Origin of the sequence: Streptococcus sp. sy010 (assembly GCF_007859175.1) — a bacterium.
GTDB lineage: Bacteria > Bacillota > Bacilli > Lactobacillales > Streptococcaceae > Streptococcus.
The window spans coordinates 13,706-33,904 of the sequence record NZ_VOHO01000003.1; the positions used below are offsets into that span (position 1 = coordinate 13,706).

Annotated in this window: 17 protein-coding genes; 14 read left to right on the forward strand and 3 right to left on the reverse strand. The window is 40.4% G+C overall.

All coding sequences use genetic code 11. The features are described from left to right. Positions 1 to 48 precede the first annotated feature (48 nt). The 7 genes from FRX51_RS03435 (at position 49) to traF (ending at position 4,357) form a co-directional block, all read left to right on the forward strand. Entirely contained in the window at positions 49 to 438 is a 390-nt protein-coding gene (locus tag FRX51_RS03435) for an Asp23/Gls24 family envelope stress response protein (RefSeq protein ID WP_146461713.1), read from the forward strand. Further along, complete coding sequence (gene nusB, locus FRX51_RS03440) at positions 431 to 865, forward strand: transcription antitermination factor NusB (protein ID WP_146495870.1); 435 nt, start codon at positions 431 to 433, stop codon at positions 863 to 865. The genes FRX51_RS03435 and nusB overlap by 8 nt, the downstream gene beginning before the upstream one ends. Before the next feature lie 105 nt (positions 866 to 970). Continuing rightward, positions 971 to 1,417, forward strand: a complete 447-nt coding sequence (locus tag FRX51_RS03445) for a zinc-dependent MarR family transcriptional regulator (RefSeq protein WP_146495872.1) — start codon at positions 971 to 973, stop codon at positions 1,415 to 1,417. After that, positions 1,414 to 2,100 (forward strand): metal ABC transporter ATP-binding protein, encoded by a 687-nt coding sequence (locus FRX51_RS03450; RefSeq protein ID WP_146461718.1) that lies wholly within the window; start codon positions 1,414 to 1,416, stop codon positions 2,098 to 2,100. The genes FRX51_RS03445 and FRX51_RS03450 overlap by 4 nt, the downstream gene beginning before the upstream one ends. 11 nt (positions 2,101 to 2,111) lie before the next feature. Beyond that, positions 2,112 to 2,921, forward strand: a complete 810-nt coding sequence (locus FRX51_RS03455; RefSeq protein WP_146495874.1) for a metal ABC transporter permease — start codon at positions 2,112 to 2,114, stop codon at positions 2,919 to 2,921. Between the two features lie 75 nt (positions 2,922 to 2,996). After that, positions 2,997 to 3,998, forward strand: a complete 1,002-nt coding sequence (gene galE / locus FRX51_RS03460; protein ID WP_146495876.1) for a UDP-glucose 4-epimerase GalE — start codon at positions 2,997 to 2,999, stop codon at positions 3,996 to 3,998. A 14-nt stretch (positions 3,999 to 4,012) separates the two neighbouring features. Further along, positions 4,013 to 4,357 (forward strand): conjugal transfer protein TraF, encoded by a 345-nt coding sequence (gene traF, locus FRX51_RS03465; RefSeq protein ID WP_146461723.1) that lies wholly within the window; start codon positions 4,013 to 4,015, stop codon positions 4,355 to 4,357. Positions 4,358 to 4,431: 74 nt separating this feature from the next. Here traF and FRX51_RS03470 read toward each other — a convergent pair whose 3' ends face one another. Together FRX51_RS03470 and FRX51_RS03475 are read right to left on the reverse strand one after the other, a co-directional pair. Further along, positions 4,432 to 5,466, reverse strand: a complete 1,035-nt coding sequence (locus FRX51_RS03470) for a M42 family metallopeptidase (protein ID WP_146495878.1) — start codon at positions 5,464 to 5,466, stop codon at positions 4,432 to 4,434. Next, entirely contained in the window at positions 5,463 to 7,985 is a 2,523-nt protein-coding gene (locus FRX51_RS03475) for a bifunctional 2',3'-cyclic-nucleotide 2'-phosphodiesterase/3'-nucleotidase (RefSeq protein WP_146495880.1), read from the reverse strand. The genes FRX51_RS03470 and FRX51_RS03475 overlap by 4 nt, the downstream gene beginning before the upstream one ends. Before the next feature lie 198 nt (positions 7,986 to 8,183). Here FRX51_RS03475 and FRX51_RS03480 point away from each other — a divergent pair, with 198 nt between their 5' ends. Together FRX51_RS03480 and dtd are read left to right on the forward strand one after the other, a co-directional pair. Beyond that, positions 8,184 to 10,403 (forward strand): bifunctional (p)ppGpp synthetase/guanosine-3',5'-bis(diphosphate) 3'-pyrophosphohydrolase, encoded by a 2,220-nt coding sequence (locus FRX51_RS03480; RefSeq protein ID WP_146495882.1) that lies wholly within the window; start codon positions 8,184 to 8,186, stop codon positions 10,401 to 10,403. Positions 10,404 to 10,408: 5 nt separating this feature from the next. After that, complete coding sequence (gene dtd, locus FRX51_RS03485; protein ID WP_146495884.1) at positions 10,409 to 10,852, forward strand: D-aminoacyl-tRNA deacylase; 444 nt, start codon at positions 10,409 to 10,411, stop codon at positions 10,850 to 10,852. A gap of 15 nt (positions 10,853 to 10,867) precedes the next feature. Here the strand turns inward: dtd and treR are convergent, their stop codons facing one another. Continuing rightward, on the reverse strand, positions 10,868 to 11,578 hold the full coding sequence (gene treR, locus FRX51_RS03490) for a trehalose operon repressor (RefSeq protein WP_146495886.1): 711 nt from the start codon (positions 11,576 to 11,578) through the stop codon (positions 10,868 to 10,870). 176 nt (positions 11,579 to 11,754) lie between these two features. On the opposite strand from treR, the gene treP reads away from it, so the two are divergent. From treP to FRX51_RS03515, 5 genes are all read left to right on the forward strand, one after another. Beyond that, on the forward strand, positions 11,755 to 13,716 hold the full coding sequence (treP, locus tag FRX51_RS03495; RefSeq protein WP_146495888.1) for a PTS system trehalose-specific EIIBC component: 1,962 nt from the start codon (positions 11,755 to 11,757) through the stop codon (positions 13,714 to 13,716). 102 nt (positions 13,717 to 13,818) lie between these two features. Further along, positions 13,819 to 15,441 carry an alpha,alpha-phosphotrehalase gene (gene treC, locus FRX51_RS03500; RefSeq protein ID WP_146495890.1) on the forward strand — a complete coding sequence of 541 codons (1,623 nt, stop codon included), beginning with the start codon at positions 13,819 to 13,821 and terminating at the stop codon, positions 15,439 to 15,441. A gap of 61 nt (positions 15,442 to 15,502) precedes the next feature. Beyond that, positions 15,503 to 17,401 (forward strand): M13 family metallopeptidase, encoded by a 1,899-nt coding sequence (locus FRX51_RS03505; protein ID WP_146495892.1) that lies wholly within the window; start codon positions 15,503 to 15,505, stop codon positions 17,399 to 17,401. 528 nt (positions 17,402 to 17,929) lie between these two features. Beyond that, positions 17,930 to 19,273, forward strand: coding sequence for a DEAD/DEAH box helicase (locus FRX51_RS03510; protein ID WP_146495894.1), 1,344 nt, complete (start codon positions 17,930 to 17,932; stop codon positions 19,271 to 19,273). Between the two features lie 112 nt (positions 19,274 to 19,385). Then, on the forward strand, positions 19,386 to 20,198 hold the full coding sequence (locus FRX51_RS03515) for a transporter substrate-binding domain-containing protein (protein ID WP_146495896.1): 813 nt from the start codon (positions 19,386 to 19,388) through the stop codon (positions 20,196 to 20,198). Position 20,199 lies beyond the last annotated feature (1 nt).

Below are 20,199 nucleotides of genomic sequence, written 5' to 3' on the forward strand. Positions count from 1 at the left end.
AGGATTGGAGCAATTCCAATCCTTATTCAGAAGTGAAAGGATTATGCTATGACAAAGGAAGTAATTGGAGATATTATTATTTCTCCACGTGTACTAGAAGTCATTACAGGTATTGCGACAAGCAAGGTAGAAGGGGTTCATTCTCTGCAAAATAAAAAAATGGCAGATGGTTTGAGCAAAAAAAGTTTGGGTCGTGGTGTCTATCTTGAAACCGCTGAAGATGGTAGTTTAACGGTTGATTTATATGTTGATTTGCAATATGGTGTTACAGTGCCAACCGTCTGCCTTGCCATTCAACAAGCTGTCAAATCAGCTATCTATGATATGGCAGAGGTAGTGGTTAATCAAGTCAATGTTCATGTCGTTGGTATTGTGCCAGAAAAAACACCTAAGCCAGATGTGAAATCATTGTTTGATGAGGATTTCTTGAATGACTAAGTTATTTGATAATTCAAGACGAGATTTGCGTGAGCGTGCTTTTCAAACCCTATTTGCTCTTGAGTTTGGTGGTCAGACTCTTGACCAATCTCAGTTTGCTTATAGTTATGATAAGGATTTAGCTGAGGATGATGTTCTGGATACACCTGCTTTTATTCTCAATTTGGTGACAGGTGTCTGTGATCATTTGGAACCATTGGATCAGGTGATTACGCAACATCTTAAGTCAGATTGGTCCTTGGAACGTTTAACCTTGACAGATAAAACCCTCTTACGTTTGGGACTTTATGAAATGACTTATTTTGACGAAACGCCTACGCGTGTGGCCCTTAATGAGATTATTGAAATAGCTAAAAAATACTCTGATGAAACGTCTTCACGTTTTATCAACGGGCTATTGAGTCAGTTTGTCGAAGATGAAAACTAAAGGCTGGTAAAACCAGTCTTTTTTTTTTATTGACTGGTATTTGAAGATACCGTTCTGTTTTTGATTATGATATAATTAACTGGTTAAGTAAAAGGAGAAAGTTATATGGAATTAGCAACTTCTATTGACCATTTGGTTAATAGTATTTTACTCAAAGCAGAAAATCAGCATGAATTTCTTATTGGTGCTTGTCAAAGTGAGTGGAGATTGACCAGTACACAAGAGCATATTCTCATGCTTTTAACTCAGGAAAGTTTGACAAATTCTGACTTGGCCAAGTGTTTATCTATTAGTCAAGCAGCAGTCACGAAGGCCGTCAAAGGACTTATTGCCCAAGGACTTTTAGAAAGTCAAAAAGCTAGTAGTGATGCGAGAAGTAATCAGTATCTTTTGACAGAACAAGCTCTTTTCATTGCTCAAGAACATGCTAACCATCATCACCAGACGCTTTTAGCTTATCAAGAAATCATAGACAAGTTTTCTCAAAGTGAACAAGAAGTTTTATCACGATTTATGGAAGCCTTGGTGCTTAGATTGGAGAAGTCATCATGAGATATATGACGGTGAGTGGACTTAGTTTTCAATATGACCATAATCCTGTTTTAGATGAGATCAATTACCATTTAGACAGTGGTGAATTTGTGACCTTGACAGGAGAAAATGGAGCCGCTAAATCAACCTTGATTAAGGCAAGTCTTGGTTTGCTTAATTTGCAAAAGGGACAAGTAACCATATCTGATACCAATATTAAAGGAAAAAAGCTACGTTTAGCCTATTTACCACAACAAATTGCCAGTTTTAATGCAGGATTTCCTAGTACAGTAGAAGAATTTGTTCGTTCAGGTCGTTATCCAAGAAAAGGTTGGTTTAGTCGTCTAGATGCCCATGATGAAGAACATGTGCGAGCTAGTTTGGAATCAGTTGGAATGTGGGAAAGTCGTCAAAAAAGAATTGGGCAATTATCAGGTGGTCAAAAGCAGCGTGTTGTGATTGCTCGACTGTTTGCTTCTGATCCAGATGTCTTTGTTCTTGATGAGCCGACAACAGGAATGGATGCAGGAACCAGTCAGAGTTTTTATGACCTCTTACACCATAATGTCAAGCATCATAGCAAGTCTGTGTTGATGATTACTCATGACCCAGATGATTTGGCACCCTATGCGGACCGTAACATTCATCTGGTGCGTAATCAGAATTTGCCTTGGCGTTGCTTTAACGTGCATAAGGAAGAGTAAGAGGAGAGATAATGTTTGACTTATTAACCTATGATTTTATGTTGCGGGCTTTTTTAGCAGTGCTTGCCATGAGTTTGTTTGCTCCTATTTTAGGTGTCTTTTTGATTTTGCGTAGCCAGAGTTTAATGAGTGATACACTTAGTCATGTGTCCTTGGCAGGTGTAGCAATAGGCGTGGCAATGGGTCTATCACCTACTTGGACAACTCTAATAATTGTTAGTTTAGCAGCCATTTTTTTAGAATATCTGCGAAGTGTCTATCAGCATTATATGGAAATTGCGACAGCTATTTTAATGTCTGCTGGTTTGGCCCTGTCTTTAATGATTATGAGTAAGGAGGCAAATGCTTCCAGTCTGAGTTTAGACCAGTATCTTTTTGGTTCCATTATTACCATTAGTCACCATCAGGTTTTAGCTCTTTTTGCCCTAGCCTTTCTGATCTTACTCTTAACTGGTTTGTTTATTCGTCCCATGTATTTACTAACTTTTGATGAAGACACTGCCTTGGTTGATGGTTTACCAGTTAGATTGATGTCTATTTTGTTTAATATAATCACAGGTATTGCTATTGCTTTGATGATTCCAGCTGCAGGAGCACTCCTTGTTTCTACCATCATGGTCTTGCCAGCCAGTATTGCCATGCGTTTGGGAAATAGTTTTCGTCAAGTCTTGCTGATAGCCTTATTGACCAGTTTTACGGGGATGGTTAGTGGTCTTTTATTGTCGTATCATTTGGAAACACCAGCTAGTGCGACCATTACTATGGTATTTGTTAGTTTATTTCTTTTAGTTAGTGGTATTAAAAGAGGCGCTAAGGCTTAGTCTATTAGTTCTTTTAGTTGAAGAATTAGGCTTAAATGAGTATAATGAAAGTAAAAGTATTCAAAGGAGAAATAGATGACAGTATTGATTTTAGGTGGAGCAGGCTATATCGGCTCACACATGGTTGATCGTTTGATTGAAACTGGAAAAGAAAAGGTTGTTGTCGTTGACAACTTGGTCACAGGTCACCGTGCAGCCATTCATCCAGCTGCTCTGTTTTATGAGGGAGATTTGGCTGATAAGATATTTATGCGTCGTGTCTTGACAGAAAATCCAGATATTGATGCGGTGATTCACTTTGCAGCCTATTCTTTAGTGGCAGAATCTATGGAAAATCCGCTTAAGTATTTTGATAATAACACGGCTGGTATGGTTAGTCTATTAGAAGTGATGAATGAGTTTGGCATTAAAAATATTGTCTTTTCATCGACTGCTGCAACCTATGGTATTCCAGAAGAACTTCCAATTAAAGAAACAACCCCTCAACGCCCAATCAATCCGTATGGTGAAAGCAAGCTCATGATGGAAACCATGATGAAGTGGGCAGATCAAGCTTATGGGACAAAATTTGTTGCCCTACGCTATTTCAATGTGGCAGGAGCTAAGCCAGATGGCAGCATTGGAGAAGATCATGGTCCAGAAACGCATCTCTTGCCAATTGTCTTACAAGTGGCTCAAGGAACACGTGATAAAATTATGATTTATGGTGATGATTATAATACACCAGATGGTACCAATGTTCGTGATTATGTTCATCCTTTTGATTTGGCAGATGCTCATATTTTAGCTGTGGATTACTTGCGTTCAGGGAATCCTTCGTCAGCCTTCAATCTCGGTTCGTCAACAGGATTTTCTAATTTAGAAATTCTTGAGGCAGCTCGTCAAGTGACGGGTCATCCGATTCCAGCTGAGATGGCAGATCGTCGCCCTGGCGATCCAGATACCTTGATTGCTGAGTCAAGCAGAGCCCGTGAAGTGTTAGGCTGGAAACCAGAATTTGATGATATTAAGAAGATCATTGAAACAGCTTGGGCTTGGCATGCTAGCCATCCAAATGGTTACGATGATCGTGATTAAGGTAAGGAGAATAAATGAAAACTTTTGCAGAAATTGTTAGTAACTTCAATCCTACAACTGTGGAAACTCTCCAATCAAAGTTTGTCCAGGGTGAAAAAGTGGTGCTTTTCTTAGGTCGTGCGACCTGTCCTTATTGTCAACGTTTTGCTCCTAAATTGGCCAATGTCGTTGAAGCAGATGGTCTGACTATTGATTTTATCAACAGTGAAGAGGCAACTCAGTTAGAGTCCATTCAAAACTTTCGTCATCAGTACGAGATAAAGACAGTTCCAGCACTCTTGGTTGCAGAAAATGGTCAAGTTAAGGTGGTTTGTGATTCTTCTTTATCAGAAGACGAGATTCGTACGTTTATTGGATAACATAGAAAAACTGACTTGATTGAATAATCAAGTCAGTTTTTAATAGAAAGGCTAGGGTAACTGTCCTAGTTTTTTTATTGACTGAGAGGGCTGTTTAGATAGATGTCAATCAATTGTTCGGTGGCTTGAATTGAGTCTAAGTGTGTTCGCTCATAAGCGTGGCTTGATTCAATTCCTGCTCCTAAGAGAGCGTGTCGCACCTCAGCACCTGCCGTCATAGCAGCAGACGCATCACTTCCATAGTAAGGATAGATGTCTAGTTGATAGGGGATTTGCTGTTTTTCTGCTAATTGAACCAAATGTTGACGCAAGCCAAAATGGTATGGGCCAGAAGCATCTTTGACGCAGATTGATACAGAATATTCATCTGTAGCTTGATCATCACCAATAGCGCCCATATCAACAGCCAAATATTCGACCACTTCCTTGGGGAGACTAGAGTTTGCTCCATGCCCAACCTCTTCAAAACTAGAAAAGTAAAAATGAGTGGTGTAGGGAAGGAGCGTGCTTTCCTTGGCATAATTTTTTAATAAATTAAGTAAAATGGCAGCTGATACCTTATCATCTAGGTGACGTGATTTGACAAAACCACTAGTGGTCACTTGGGTACGGGGATCAAATGAGATAAAATCTCCAACCCGAATCCCAAGAGCTGATGTTTCATCAGCAGATGTTACTTTTTCATCCAAACGAACTTCCATATTATCTTGATTGCGTTCCAATTTGCCTGAATCTCGGTAAACATGGACACTGGTTTGATGTAGGAGAATAGTACCGCTGATTTCTTTACCATTTTGGGCAAGATGAACGGTGCAATTTTCTCCCTCAATCGCATTGTAATTAAAGCCACCAACTAAGGCGATTTTCAAGCGACCATCTGGCTTAATGGCTCTAACCATGGCTCCCAAGGTATCCAGATGAGCAGTGACTAAGCGATGTTCTTTTTGATTTTGACCGTCTAAGCTAACGAGAACACCATCTTTGGCAGTGCGTTTAGGATGATAGCCAAGTCTAGTTAATTCCTCCACCAAATAATCCATAATGGACTTGGTGTAACCAGTCGGTGACGGAATACTAGTTAGTTTGGTTAAGTAGTCTAAAGTTGTCATTTATTGTCTTTCTTTTTGTAACCAAATTTTGCGGCTAGACCAATCAAACTTAATCCCATGACTTGAAGAAGGGCGGATGTACTTGTACCTGTATTTGGTAGGCTGTGTTTTTCAGCTCGTGAATAATTAACAGGTTTAGCAAGGTCTTTACTTGAGCTTGTCTGATGTGCAACTAATGGTTGTTTTTCAGGAACAACCCCCATGTTTGTCATAGGTGTCTTAGTTGGTTTTCCTGGAGTTGTTACGGTTGTTTGGTCTTGTTTTGGCGTGCTAACTTCTACAGCCTGTTCTGGAGTTTTGACTTCCACACTTGGTTTTGGAGTGGTTGGTGTGTTTTCTGTATTTTCAATCACTTCTTCAGTCACAGTTTCTTGTGGCTCAAGATAAGTGAATCGGAAAGTACCAAAACCTTCTAAACTGTTTGGTTCTAAATAGCTAATGCTTTGATCGGTACCAAGTAAGCTCTTAGCATAATCAGCAGTTCTAAAGCGTAAATCAAGTCCCTTGATAGTATCAGCAAAACGCCAGTTATTGTCAGCACTTGGGTTGATCATTTTCTCAGAAACGATGTAGTTGATAATAGCTTGGCGATTTTCCAAGTTAAGGATGCGGTTTAGACTCGCATTTTTCACACCAGGGAAAGTACCGCTAGCACGATAGTTGTTAGTGACTACAATAAATTCTTGTGCGTCGTCAATTTCTTTACCTTGGTAACGAAGATTTTTCACACGGTTAGCTGTTTCGTTAACCAATTTACCATCACGGTCATATTTGTTTGGTTGAGTGATGTCATATTCATAAGTCAAACCGTCAATGATGTCAAAGTTATAGGTACGGTAGTCAGTATTAACCAAATCTTGTGGTTCAGTTTTGTTTGGATCCACTTGGTTGAATTGACCAGCAGACATTTCTAACCATTCACGAAGGTCGGCACCTGTCACTTTAAGAATAGCAGTGACATTGTCATAAACATAAAGGTCAGCAACATTTTTGATTGCCAATGGTCCAGCTGGAATGTCTGTGTAGGCTGTTGGATCATTACGGGCACCAGCCTTAAATGGTGCAGCAGCAGAAAGGAGTGGCAATTCGCCTTCAGGAGTACCAGCTAGTTCTTGTTTAACATACCAAAGTTGAGCATTATTAACGATTTGAACAGATGGGTCATCTTGAACAAGAGCAAAGTAGCTGGTGATTGGAGCAGTTGTTGTTCCGACTTGTTGACGAACATAAGCAACTGTTTTGTCATGTGTTTCTTGAGCCATTTGAACAAGTCTTTCATCAACGACTTCTGACTTGTTATCAATTTTACGTAGGCTACCTTGGCTCAACTCTTTATTGACTTGCCATTTACCATCAGTATAAGTCACATTAAGATCAATGACTCCTAGACGGTCGCCGTATTTACCAGCCATGACAACAGGTGTTCCATTGATCGTTCCTTTTTCTAGGTCAACACCTGCAAATTGGCCGTAATAACTAGATGGAAATTCCGCGTGAGAGTGTCCTGTTACAAGCGCATCAACACCTTCTAGACTAGCTAGCTGGTAGCTGACATTTTCTTCCCCAACTGTGTATTCTTCATCTCCGATACCTGAATGGGCAGTGACTAAAACGAGATCTGCCCCAGCTTCACGCATGGTTGGAATCAATTCTTTAACGGCTTCAACAGCATCGCGAACAAGAACTTTACCTTCAAGGTTAGCCTTGTCCCAGTTCATGATTTGTGGTGGTACAATGCCTGTAATGCCGACTTTAAGTGAAACTTTTTTGCCATCAACATCTGTGAAGGTCTTAGTGACGACTTCATAAGTCTTAAAGATTGGTTCGTTGGTTTTCGCATCAATGACATTGGCATTGAGAATAGGTAGTGAAGAAGCTCCTACTACGCTCTTTAAAAATTCTAAACCGTAGTTGAATTCATGGTTACCGATATTGGCAGCATCATAATTTAATAATTCCATAGCAGCATACATAGGATGTTTTTCCCCTTCTTTGACAGGGTCAACTGTCGCTGCATAAGTTCCTAGTGGTGTTCCTTGAATAGTATCTCCACTATCGATTAGGATTGTATTGCTATTTTCAGCCTTGGCTTCGTCAATTAGGACAGAAGTTTTTGCCAAACCGATATTTTGTGAGGTTTTATCTTGGTAGTAGTCGTAGTTGATGAGGTTGGTGTGGAGGTCAGTTGTCGAGAGAACACGAACATTGACATTTTGCCCTTCAACAGGTGCTAAATCTTCAGTTTCAGCTTCGGTAACAGCCATTGTAGTAACGACAGGCTCTGCTGATGTGCTTTCTTCTGTCACAGGTGTGTCACTGTCTGTACTAGCCGTTGAACTTTCAACTACTGGACTAGGGTTATCAACTGTTTCAGCTGTAGTGCTCATTTCATTGGTAACAGATGTAGGTGGTGTCGTTGTATCCGTTATTTCTTGAGCTTGAACCAACTGGCTTGCTCCCATACTGGCAGCTACCAAGGATAAGAGTAAGGCACTCTTAGATAGATAGTATTTTGACATATAAAGCCTCCTTAAAATTTTCTTAACACCTCTATTTTAATCCTAAATGACGAAATTAGCAACTACTTTTTAGAAAACGATTTCATTTTTTATCTGGTCTTGATTTTTGGCAAGAATAACATGATTTTTTATCATAAAAATGGTAAAATAGTCTATTATCAATCAAGAAGAAGACCTATTTGAAGGAGCCTATGCCAAATGGTAAAAGAAAAGAATTTAACAGGACAAGAAGTGGTTGAATTAACGGCAAGCTACTTGAGTGAAACAGATGTTGCTTTTGTTGAGAAAGCTATGAACTATGCGGTAGCTGCCCATACTGGCCAGTTTCGCAAATCAGGTGAGCCTTATATTATTCATCCTATTCAAGTGGCGGGTATTTTGGCAAACTTGCATTTGGATGCGGTAACAGTGGCCTGTGGCTTTTTGCATGATGTGGTAGAAGATACTGATATTAGTCTGGACGATTTGGCCTTTGACTTTGGTTCAGACGTTCGTGTCATTATTGATGGTGTAACTAAGCTTGGTAAGGTTGAATACAAATCTCACGAAGAGCAGTTGGCTGAAAATCATCGCAAGATGCTCATGGCAATGTCTAAGGATATTCGTGTGATCTTGGTAAAACTGGCTGACCGTTTGCATAATATGCAGACCCTTAAACACTTGCGTAAGGATAAGCAAGAGCGTATTTCGCGTGAAACGATGGAAATCTATGCACCGCTAGCTCATCGCTTGGGAATTAGCCGAATTAAGTGGGAGTTAGAGGACATGTCGTTTCGTTATTTGAACGAGACAGAGTTCTATAGAATTTCTCACATGATGAAAGAAAAAAGGCGAGAGCGTGAGGCCTTGGTTGAAGAGATTGTTGGGCGGATTACTTCTTACACTAATGAACAAGGCCTTTATGGTGACATTTACGGTCGTCCCAAACACATCTACTCGATTTACCGTAAGATGCGCGATAAGAAAAAACGCTTTGACCAAATTTATGATTTGATTGCCATTCGTTGTGTCATGGAAACGGCTAGTGATGTCTATGCCATGGTCGGTTATATTCACGAACTTTGGCGTCCTATGCCAGGGCGGTTTAAGGATTACATCGCAGTACCTAAGGCCAACGGTTACCAGTCTATTCATACTACAGTTTATGGTCCCAATGGCCCGATTGAGATTCAAATTCGGACTAAGGACATGCACCAAGTGGCTGAATATGGTGTGGCAGCCCATTGGGCTTATAAAAAGGGCATAACTGGCAAGGTCAATCAGGCTGAACAAGCTGCTGGCATGAACTGGATTAAAGAGTTGGTTGAGTTACAGGATGATTCCAGTGGTGATGCGCGTGAATTTGTAGATTCTGTTAAGGAAGATATTTTTACTGAACGCATTTACGTTTTTACACCAACTGGAGCTGTCCAAGAATTGCCAAAAGATTCTGGGCCAATTGATTTTGCTTATGCCATTCATACCCAAGTAGGTGAAAAGGCGACTGGTGCCAAAGTCAATGGTCGAATGGTGCCTTTGACTGCTAAGCTTAAAACAGGCGATGTGGTGGAAATCATCACGAATAGTAATTCCTTTGGGCCGAGTCGTGATTGGATTAAAATTGTTAAGACCAATAAGGCCAGAAATAAGATTCGCCAGTTTTTCAAAAATCAAGACCGTGAGTTGTCTATCAATAAAGGACGAGAGTTGCTAGTTGCTTATTTTCAAGAGCAAGGCTATGTGGCTAGTCGATTCTTGGATAAAAAGCATATTGACATGATTTTGCCTCGCTTGAGTGTCAAAAGTGAGGAAGCTCTGTATGCAGCCATTGGTTTTGGCGAACTAAGTGCCATTAGCGTCTTTAATAAATTGACCGAAAAAGAGCGCCAAGAGGCTGAACGAGCTAAGGCCAAGGCAGAAGCTGATGAGTTGGTTAATGGCGGCGAAATCAAACAAGACAATCGTGAAGTCTTAAAGGTGCGTAGTGAAAATGGCGTCATCATCCAAGGGGCAAGTGGTTTGTTGATGCGGATTGCCAAGTGTTGTAATCCAGTCCCAGGTGATAGAATTGACGGCTACATTACCAAAGGACGTGGAGTGGCGATTCACCGTAGTGATTGTAACAATATCAAGAGTCAAGACGGCTACAATGAACGTTTAATCGAGGTCGAGTGGGACGGTCAGGATAATCATAAAGAATATGTGGCAAACATTGATATTTACGGTCTGAATCGTAGTGGGCTTCTCAATGATGTTCTCCAAATCCTATCGACCAGAACCAAGAGCATTTCCTCGGTCAATGCTCAATCCACTAAGGATATGAAATTTGTCAATATTCACTTGAGTTTTAGCATCCCGAACCTAGCTACCTTGATGGCTATTGTGGATAAGATTAAGGTTGTGCCAGATGTTTATAGTGTGAAACGAACGAACGGGTAAGTAAGATGAAAATTATTGTGCAACGTGTCAAAGCTGCCAGCGTTCATGTGGCAGAACAAGAAATCTCAAGTATTGACCAAGGTTTACTACTTTTGGTTGGTATTGGTCCTGATGATAATCAAGATGACTTGGCTTATGCTGTTCGTAAATTAGTGCATATGCGAATTTTTGCTGATGAGGCAGATAAGATGAATCGATCTGTTCAAGATATTGGCGGTCAGATTTTATCGGTGTCCCAGTTTACGCTTTTTGCCGATACTAAAAAAGGCAATCGCCCAGCATTTACAGGAGCAGCCAGTCCAGACTTTGCTAAAACATTTTATGAAACGTTTAATCAGCAACTCTCCCAATACGTTCCAGTTAAAGCTGGTATCTTTGGTGCTGATATGCAAGTCAGTCTGGTTAACGATGGCCCAGTGACCATTATTTTAGATACAAAAAACAGGTAAGTTAATTTACCTGTTTTATTTTTTTCGTTTAGCAAAGTCAACAAATTTGAACTTGTCGAGCTTATGTCGGCTTTCAGTAAATTGAAATTGTTGACCATCAGCGAGAAATACTTTGGATTTGACAGAAACTACATGCTGATCGCCATGTAAATCAAGATAAATCTGATCGGTAGCTGTCACTTGCTCAATCGTGATTTCTTTTTGAGCGTAGGCAATATCTAGTTTTAACATATGTTCCAAGTAGGCATAGATAGAATATTGGGCAATATCTTTATTGATATTTGGTACCAGTTGCTTATCCAAGTAATCAATATCTAATACGGAAGCAACTCCATCTACCTGTCTTTGACGAGTGATTCGCCAAACGATTGCCTTGTTGGTAAAACCAGTTGTTTGAGCTTGCTTATCATCAAGGATAACCTTGTCCAAACTGATGACTCGTGTTTTTGAAGGCATGCCTAGATGTTGGACTAATTCTTGATAGCTGGTCAATTCAGAAATTGGAAATTGAATCTGCTGTCTGTGAATGACCTTAGTGCCCACACCTTGTGTGCTTTCAACAAGACCGGCCTCATTCAACAGGCGAAGCGCCTTTCTGATGGTGTCACGACTGGCTGAATAGGTTTTAGTTAGGGTCAATTCAGAAGGTAAATACTGATCAACAGGATAGTGTTGTTTTTTAATCTTATCTTGTAAGTCCTTAAAAATGATTTCGTATTTTTTCATTTGTTTCTCTCAATGATTACTTGTCTGTTTTTTAGCAGACAAGAGTTTTATTTTACCAAAAAAATGATAAAAAATAAAGCATACAAGTTGCATACAGAAATAAAATCGCTTACAATAGGGTTAGAAGTAACTTTATAGACCATTTTTGGTTGTTAAAAAATATGAGGAGTCATCAAATGGGAAAATTTGAAAAAGAAGCCAAATTGCTGCTTGATGCAGTAGGTGGCAAGGATAATATTTCTGCTGTATCGCATTGTGCCACACGGATGCGTTTTGTGTTGTTTGACGATAGTAAAGCTAATGTAGCAGCGATTGAAAAAATTTCAGCCGTTAAGGGGACCTTTACCAATGCAGGACAGTTTCAAGTCATTATTGGTAATGATGTGCCAATTTTTTACAATGACTTTACAGCCGTTTCAGGTATTGAAGGGGTGTCAAAAGAGGCAGCTAAGGCAGCAGCCAAGAGCAATCAGAATGCTATTCAGCGTGTGATGACCATGTTGGCTGAGATTTTCACGCCAATTATTCCAGCCATTATCGTCGGTGGTTTGATTCTAGGTTTCCGTAATGTCCTAGAAGGTGTACAATGGTCATCTCTAGGGGGTAAAACCATTGTTGATGTATCGCCATTTTGGAGTGGTGTCAATCATTTCCTTTGGTTGCCAGGTGAGGCTATTTTCCACTTCCTACCAGTTGGAATTACTTGGTCAGTAGCACGTAAGATGGGAACCACTCAGATTTTGGGAATTGTCCTTGGGATCTGTTTGGTGTCGCCACAGTTGCTGAATGCCTATGCCGTAGCAGGCACACCAGCTAAAGAGATTGCAGAAAACTGGGTGTGGAACTTTGGTTCGTTTACTATCAACCGTATTGGTTATCAAGCACAAGTTATTCCAGCCCTTTTGGCAGGTTTGTCATTGTCATATCTAGAAATCTTCTGGCGTAAACGCATTCCAGAAGTGGTATCGATGATTTTTGTGCCATTCTTGTCTTTGATTCCAGCCTTGATTTTGGCTCATACGGTCTTAGGACCATTTGGTTGGGCAGTTGGTAAAGGTTTGTCAGCGATTGTTTTAGCAGGTTTGACAGGTTCTTTGAAATGGTTGTTCGGTGCAATTTTTGGAGCTCTGTATGCACCGTTTGTTATCACAGGCCTACATCACATGACCAATGCGATTGATTCGCAGTTGATTGCTGATGCAGGTGGTACAGCTCTTTGGCCAATGATTGCCTTATCAAATATCGCTCAGGGTTCAGCCGTATTGGCTTACTACTGGATGAATCGTAAAAATGAACGTGAAGCACAAATTTCGCTACCAGCGACCATTTCAGCCTACCTTGGGGTAACTGAGCCAGCTCTTTTTGGGGTGAATGTCAAATACATCTACCCATTTGTAGCCGGGATGATTGGTTCAGGTCTAGCAGGTTTATTGTCAACTATGTTCAATGTGACTGCTAATGCCATTGGTATCGGTGGTATTCCTGGTATCTTGTCAATTCAGCCAAAATACATGCTTGCTTTTGCAGGTATTATGTTGGTGGCGATTGCCGTACCATTTATTCTAACTGTATTCTTCCGTAAAGCTGGTATCTTAACTAAGGTAGAAGATGCTGCAATGAAACTAAGTCAGGAAGAAGCAGTTGCCGAAGCTAAAAAAGAATCTACTTCAGTGGGACATCTCGTTGACTTGTATAGCCCAATGGCAGGTGAAATCAAGCCTTTGAGTCAAGCAACAGATCCAGTTTTTGCTTCAGGTGTGATGGGGCAAGGGGTTCTTATTGAACCAAGTGATGGTAAAGTCGTTGCGCCATTTGATGGAACGGTGTCAGTCTTATTCCCAACCAAGCATGCGATTGGTTTAGTATCCGATGCAGGAGTAGAAGTGCTGATTCATATTGGTATGGATACCGTTAGCTTGGATGGCAAAGGCTTTGAAGCTTATGTCAAACAAGGTGAGCGTGTCGCGGCAGGTGATACCTTAATTAACTTTGATTTGAATGTGATTAAAGCTGCCAATCTAGTTAGTGAAACACCAATTATTGTAACCAATCAAGAACAATTCCAACCAGATGTTGTTGGTCAACTACCTCGCCAAATTAAACGTGGTGAAAGCTTGCTAACAGCTAGTCGTATTTAAGTGATTAGCTAGCATTTAAAAAGAAAGAGGGTCAAGATGTCGATAGTGGCTTCGCCATATCGCCTTGGCCCTTTTGAAATGAATAAGGAGAAAAATACAAACATGGCATTTGATAAAAGTCAGGTAGTTTATCAAATTTATCCCAAATCTTTTAAAGATACTACTGGAAATGGTGTCGGAGATTTACGAGGCATCATTGAAAAACTTCCCTACCTCGCCGAATTAGGAATCGATATGGTCTGGCTCAATCCATTTTATCCTAGTCCACAACGGGATAATGGTTATGACATCTCAGATTACAAAGCAGTCAACTCCCTTTTTGGCACGATGGCTGATTTTGAAGAGATGATTGCCAAAGGTCGAGAATATGGTATTAACTTTATGTTGGACATGGTACTCAACCATTGTTCAACGGAGCACGAATGGTTTCAAAAGGCCTTGGCTGGCGATAAATTTTATCAAGATTTTTTCATTCTTCGAGATGAACCGACAGATTGGGTGTCAAAATTTGGTGGCAATGCTTGGTCACCTTTTGGTGATACTGGCAAGTATTATCTTCATCTATTTGATAAAACGCAGGCAGATCTCAACTGGCGTAATCCCAATGTGCGACAAGAATTGATTGATGTTGTTAATTTTTGGAAGGCAAAAGGGGTTAAAGGGTTTCGTTTTGATGTGATTAACTTGATTGGTAAAGATGAAGTTTTAGAAGATTGCCCAATCAATGATGGCAAGCCAGCCTATACTGATCGTCCGATTACCCATGATTACCTTCACGAACTTAATCAGGCAAGTTTTGGCACAGAAGAAGGGTTTATGACAGTAGGCGAGATGTCAGCAACAACCATTGAAAACTGCCTGCTTTACACAGCCCCAGAACGAGAAGAACTCTCTATGGCCTTTAATTTCCATCATCTCAAGGTGGATTATGACCAAGGTCAAAAATGGACGATTAAAGCCTTTGATTTCAAGGAATTGCAAGGACTTTTCCACAGCTGGGGACAAGAAATGAGTGAGGGAAATGGTTGGAATGCTCTCTTTTATAACAACCATGACCAGCCACGAGCCCTTAATCGCTTTGTTGATGTTAAGAACTTCCGTGAGGAAGGAGCAACCATGCTGGCAGCGTCAATTCATCTCTCACGAGGGACACCCTACATCTATATGGGCGAAGAAATTGGCATGCTAGATCCTGATTATGATAGCATGGCTGATTATGTTGATGTTGAAAGCATCAATGCCTATCAAATGTTATTAGAGCAAGGTTTATCAGAAGATGAGGCTTTTACTATCATCAAGGCCAAGTCTCGTGATAATTCACGCACACCAATGCAATGGGATAGTAGTAAGCACGCAGGGTTTTCAACCACGACACCATGGCTTAAGGTCGGTAAGACCTATCAAACCATCAATGTGGAAACAGAAAAACAAGGCAAGATTTTTCCATTTTATCAAGACTTGATTCGCTTGCGTAAAACCATGCCTTTAATTGCTGAGGGAGAATATCGGGCTGCTTATGTCGATAGTAATGAAATCTACGCCTTTGAACGTCATTTAGGGCAAGAACAGTTACTGGTGTTGAATAATTTCTTTGGTCATGACGTGACAGTAAATCTTTTGACAGACTATCAAGGCGGTCAAGTGCTTTTAAGCAACTATTCAGATGTGGTTTTAGGTGAAAAAATAACCTTGAAACCTTATCAAACCCTGGCAATTTTAAATTAAAAACGGTCAGTAATTGAAAATTTTGATAAAATAGGTCTAAGACAAAACAAGGAGGCTATTTATGGTACGTTTACAAGATGATTTTTATCAAGCGGTCAATGGAGCTTGGGCTGAAACAGCAGTGATTCCAGATGACAAACCAGCGACAGGGGGATTTGTTGAGCTGCACAATGAGATTGAAGAACTCATGCTAGAAACAACAGAGAATTGGTTGGCCGGTAAAGATTTGCCAAAAGATAATCCTATTTTAGAGAACTTTGTCAAATACCACCGACTCATCAGTGATTTTGAAACTCGAGAACAGTTAGGTGTGACACCTGTCCTACCCTTGATTAAGGAAATGCAGGAACTGACTTCTTTTGCTGATTTTACCAGTAAGATTGCTGAATATGAACTAGCCGGCAAACCCAATCTCTTTCCCTTTGGTGTAGCACCAGACTTCATGGATGCTACAACAAATGTCCTTTGGGCAGAAGCTCCAAGTCTGATTCTGCCAGATGTGACTTATTATGAAGAAGGGCATGAAAAAGGTCAGGAATTGTTAACCGTGTGGCGTCAAGCGGCAACAGACTTACTTAGTCAATTTCCATTTTCACAAGAAGAAATAGCTAAGATTTTAGATCAGCTTATTGCCCTAGATGCCAAGCTAGCCAACTATGTCCTATCCAATGAAGAAAGTTCTGAGTATGCCAAACTCTATCATCCTTATGATTGGGCTGATTTTACCAAGTTAGTACCAGAATTGCCATTGGATGAGATTTTCTCTAAGATTTTGGGGCAACTACCTGATCGGGTAATTGTGCCAGAAGAACGTTTTTGGTTAGCGTTTGCTAAGGATTATTTCTCAGAAGAAAATTGGCCAGCCTTACAGGCATCTTTAATCTATAGTGCAGCAACCCAGTGGACTAGTTATTTGACAGATGACATCCGTGTCCTAGCAGGAGCTTATCGTAGGGCCTTATCGGGTACACCAGAGGCTATGAATCCGCAAAAAGCAGCCTATTATTTGGCAGAAGGGCCATATAGTCAAGCCTTGGGGCTTTGGTATGTTGATAAAAAATTCTCCAAGGAAGCCAAGGCTGATGTTGAAGCAAAAGTAGCGACCATGATTGAGGTGTACAAGGAACGACTAGCTAAGAATGACTGGTTGGCTCGAGAAACCATTGAGCAGGCCATCGTTAAACTGAATGGCATAACAGCCCATATTGGTTATCCAGAAAAGTTGCCAGAAACCTACGCTCAAAAAATGATTGACGACAATCAGTCACTCTTAGAAAATGCTCAAAAATTGGCGCAAATCTCTATCCAGCATAGTTGGAGCAAGTGGAATCAACCTGTTGACCGTGATATCTGGCATATGTCAGCCCATGTGGTCAATGCTTATTATTCACCACAACAAAATCAGATTGTTTTTCCAGCAGCGATTTTGCAGGCACCTTTTTATTCACTAAATCAATCATCATCCGCCAATTATGGTGGGATTGGTGCGGTGATTGCCCATGAAATTTCCCATGCTTTTGATACCAATGGCGCATCCTTTGATGAACATGGTAGCTTGAGAAACTGGTGGACAGATGAGGATTACCAAGCCTTTACTCAAAGAACCGATCAAGTGGTCGCTCAGTTTGATGGTTTGGATTCTTATGGTGCCAAGGTGAATGGTAAATTAACGGTTTCTGAGAATGTTGCTGATTTGGGTGGCTTGGCAGCGTCTTTAGAGGCAGCCAAACAAGACAAGGATTTTTCAGCAGTTGATTATTTTACTAATTTTGCGAAGATTTGGCGACTCAAAGCTCGTCCAGAGTTTATGCAGATGCTAGCGAGTGTGGATGTTCACGCACCTGGTCATTTGCGTACCAATGTTCAATTACCAAACTTTGCTGACTTCCACCAAGCCTTTGACATTAAGGAAACAGACGGCATGTGGCGAGCAGAAAAAGATCGTGTGATTATTTGGTAAGCCATTTATTGATACAAAATAAAAAGAGAGTTTTCCTAGCTCTCTTTTTATTCTTGTTTTTCCAAACGGGTTTTATCTCCTCACAGTAGTGATAAGTATATTTCCAAAAGGTTTTACTCATCTCACAAGTTATTTTAGTTCTGCCCCTTTTGGGCAGAGCTGCTCACAAGACTTTTGTGCTTTTCCCAAAAAGGGCAGACATCCTCACAGCTGTGAGGAGCATATTTCCAAGGGAAGTTGTCCATCTCACAAGGTTTTTGTGTTTGTCCCCAAATGGCCAAGTTAGCTTGCCGTATATTTTTCTTCATTTCCAAAAGAGGTTCATGAATTTATTTGATTTTTGCAATCAAGTGTTTTAAGAAATAGTGGCTAGGAAAAGTAATGCGTGGAGTTATAGTAAAGATTCTTCGTCAAAAGGTCTAATCATCAAATCAATCAAGCAGGTACTTGCTTTTTTATCAGCAATTTTCTAGCTGAATAAAGCCTAAAGTTTTTGGTTTATCAGCTTTTTTTGTTATAATCAAAGGTATGAAGTTTACAGATTTTAAGTTTAAATCCTATATTCAAGAGGCTTTGGCTGACTTGAATTTCCAAGAACCAACGCCAGTTCAGGAAAAATTGATTCCCTTGGTGCTATCAGGTCGTGACATTGTTGGCGAATCGAAGACAGGGTCAGGTAAGACCCATACCTTCTTATTGCCGATTTTCCAGAGCTTAGACGAAGATAGTTCTGAGGTGCAGGCGGTTATTACGGCACCTAGTCGTGAATTGGCAACACAGATTTACAAGGCTTGTCAGCAGTTAGCAGCTTTTTCATCAGTTGATGTTCGCTTGGCTAACTATGTTGGTGGGACAGATAAGGCTAGACAGGTTGAGCGTTTACAGAGCCATCAGCCGCATATTGTTATTGGTACTCCTGGACGCATTTATGATTTGGTGCAATCAGGTCACCTTGATATTCATCGTGCTAAGACCTTTGTGGTTGATGAAGCAGACATGACCTTAGATATGGGCTTTTTAGATACCGTAGATCGTATTGCTGCTCGTTTGGCTAAGGATGTGCAGATTTTGGTCTTTTCAGCGACGATTCCACAAAAACTCCAGCCTTTCTTAAAAAAATATCTGACCAATCCAATTATGGAAAAAATCAAGACACAAACAGTCATTGCAGATACCATTGACAACTGGTTGGTGTCAACCAAGGGACGTGATAAGAATGGTCAAATTCTTGAAGTGATTCAGTCAATGCAGCCCTATTTGGCGATGATTTTTGTCAACACCAAAACTCGTGCAGAAGAACTCCATCAGTTCTTGATTAGCAATGGTTTGAAAGTGGCGAAGATTCATGGGGATGTTCCACCGCGTGAACGTAAGCGTATCATGAATCAAGTCAAAAATCTGGATTATCAATATATTGTGGCAACTGATTTAGCAGCCCGAGGCATTGATATTGAAGGCGTCAGCCATGTCATCAATGATGAAATTCCACAAGATTTGAGTTTTTTTGTTCACCGTGTGGGACGTACAGGTCGTAATGGTTTAAGTGGCACAGCCATTACCCTATATAAACCAAGTGATGACTCGGACATTCGTGAGTTGGAGAAACTGGGCATTAGTTTTGTCCCTAAAATGCTAAAAGATGGACAATTCCAAGACACCTATGACCGTGACCGTCGTTTGAACCGTGAAAAAACACGTCAAAAACTCGATACTGAAATGATTGGTTTGGTTAAAAAGAAGAAGAAAAAGATTAAGCCAGGTTACAAGAAAAAAATTCAGTGGGCAGTTAATGAGAAAAGACGCAAGGAAAAACGAGCAGAATTACGAGCTAAGGGTCGTGCTGAACGTAAGGCGAAAAAACAAACTTTTTAAGCTAATCATGGCTTGATAATCAATTGTTATCACCTCCATAAAAAAATCTTATTGGGCAAGAAGAAACTCTTGTGCTATACTAAGAACACTGATAAAAGGAGGGTCGTCGATAATGAAAAAGTTACTCAAGTTAACATTGCTGATAGGTGTGTTGGGACTTAGTCTATGTCGTCAAGTGTCAGTGGCTGCAAAGACAGAAGTTGTCGTAGCAACCGATTCAGATACGGCTCCTTTTACTTTTAAGGACGAGAGTCGTTTTACTGGCTATGATATTGATGTTTTACGAGCTGTTTTTCAAAATCAAAAGGATTATCAACTGACTTTTGAAACAGTCCCTTTCTCGTCTATTTTGACAGGCTTGGATGCAGGTCTCTATCAACTGGCTGCCAATAATTTTAATTATAGTTCAGAACGAGCAGCAAAGTACTTGTATTCCACACCAATTTCTAAGTCCAATTACGCCATTGCTAGTCAAGATGGTTATGCTAGCTTGACTGAGTTGTCTGGTAAGTCAACCTCGGCTTATACTGGTGCCAACTACACCAAGGTCTTAGAAGATTGGAATCAAGCCAATCCTGATAAAGAACCGATTGAGATCAATTATGTTGCCAATAGTGTGCCTTTGGCACAACGTTTACAAGATGTGGAATCGGGTAAGATTGATTTTACCTTATTTGATGCCATTTCGCTCCAAACCCTCAGTCAAGATCAAGGGATTGATGTGACGATTAAAACCGTTACAGACCAAGTTGGGACAGATAAAGATGGCTTAGAATATTTTCTCTTTGCCAAGGATAAGGAAGGCAAGGCCCTACAAGCCTTTGTCAATCAACGTTTGGCGATTTTAGAAAAAAATGGCGTCTTACAAAAACTCAGTCGTCAGTACTTTGGTGATGATTTTGTGACACCAATTAAGAAAAAATAAA

Excerpts from the sequence above, each read along its gene's own strand:
- galE (WP_146495876.1), top strand. The coding sequence starts at position 2,997 with ATGACAGTATTGATTTTAGGTGGAGCAGGCTATATCGGCTCACACATG.
- FRX51_RS03435 (WP_146461713.1), top strand. The coding sequence starts at position 49 with ATGACAAAGGAAGTAATTGGAGATATTATTATTTCTCCACGTGTACTA.
- treR (WP_146495886.1), bottom strand. The coding sequence starts at position 11,578 with ATGAAAAAATACGAAATCATTTTTAAGGACTTACAAGATAAGATTAAA.
- nusB (WP_146495870.1), top strand. The coding sequence starts at position 431 with ATGACTAAGTTATTTGATAATTCAAGACGAGATTTGCGTGAGCGTGCT.
- FRX51_RS03445 (WP_146495872.1), top strand. The coding sequence starts at position 971 with ATGGAATTAGCAACTTCTATTGACCATTTGGTTAATAGTATTTTACTC.
- treC (WP_146495890.1), top strand. The coding sequence starts at position 13,819 with ATGGCATTTGATAAAAGTCAGGTAGTTTATCAAATTTATCCCAAATCT.
- treP (WP_146495888.1), top strand. The coding sequence starts at position 11,755 with ATGGGAAAATTTGAAAAAGAAGCCAAATTGCTGCTTGATGCAGTAGGT.
- FRX51_RS03505 (WP_146495892.1), top strand. The coding sequence starts at position 15,503 with ATGGTACGTTTACAAGATGATTTTTATCAAGCGGTCAATGGAGCTTGG.
- FRX51_RS03515 (WP_146495896.1), top strand. The coding sequence starts at position 19,386 with ATGAAAAAGTTACTCAAGTTAACATTGCTGATAGGTGTGTTGGGACTT.
- FRX51_RS03480 (WP_146495882.1), top strand. The coding sequence starts at position 8,184 with ATGGTAAAAGAAAAGAATTTAACAGGACAAGAAGTGGTTGAATTAACG.
- FRX51_RS03510 (WP_146495894.1), top strand. The coding sequence starts at position 17,930 with ATGAAGTTTACAGATTTTAAGTTTAAATCCTATATTCAAGAGGCTTTG.
- FRX51_RS03475 (WP_146495880.1), bottom strand. The coding sequence starts at position 7,985 with ATGTCAAAATACTATCTATCTAAGAGTGCCTTACTCTTATCCTTGGTA.
- FRX51_RS03455 (WP_146495874.1), top strand. The coding sequence starts at position 2,112 with ATGTTTGACTTATTAACCTATGATTTTATGTTGCGGGCTTTTTTAGCA.
- FRX51_RS03450 (WP_146461718.1), top strand. The coding sequence starts at position 1,414 with ATGAGATATATGACGGTGAGTGGACTTAGTTTTCAATATGACCATAAT.
- dtd (WP_146495884.1), top strand. The coding sequence starts at position 10,409 with ATGAAAATTATTGTGCAACGTGTCAAAGCTGCCAGCGTTCATGTGGCA.
- FRX51_RS03470 (WP_146495878.1), bottom strand. The coding sequence starts at position 5,466 with ATGACAACTTTAGACTACTTAACCAAACTAACTAGTATTCCGTCACCG.
- traF (WP_146461723.1), top strand. The coding sequence starts at position 4,013 with ATGAAAACTTTTGCAGAAATTGTTAGTAACTTCAATCCTACAACTGTG.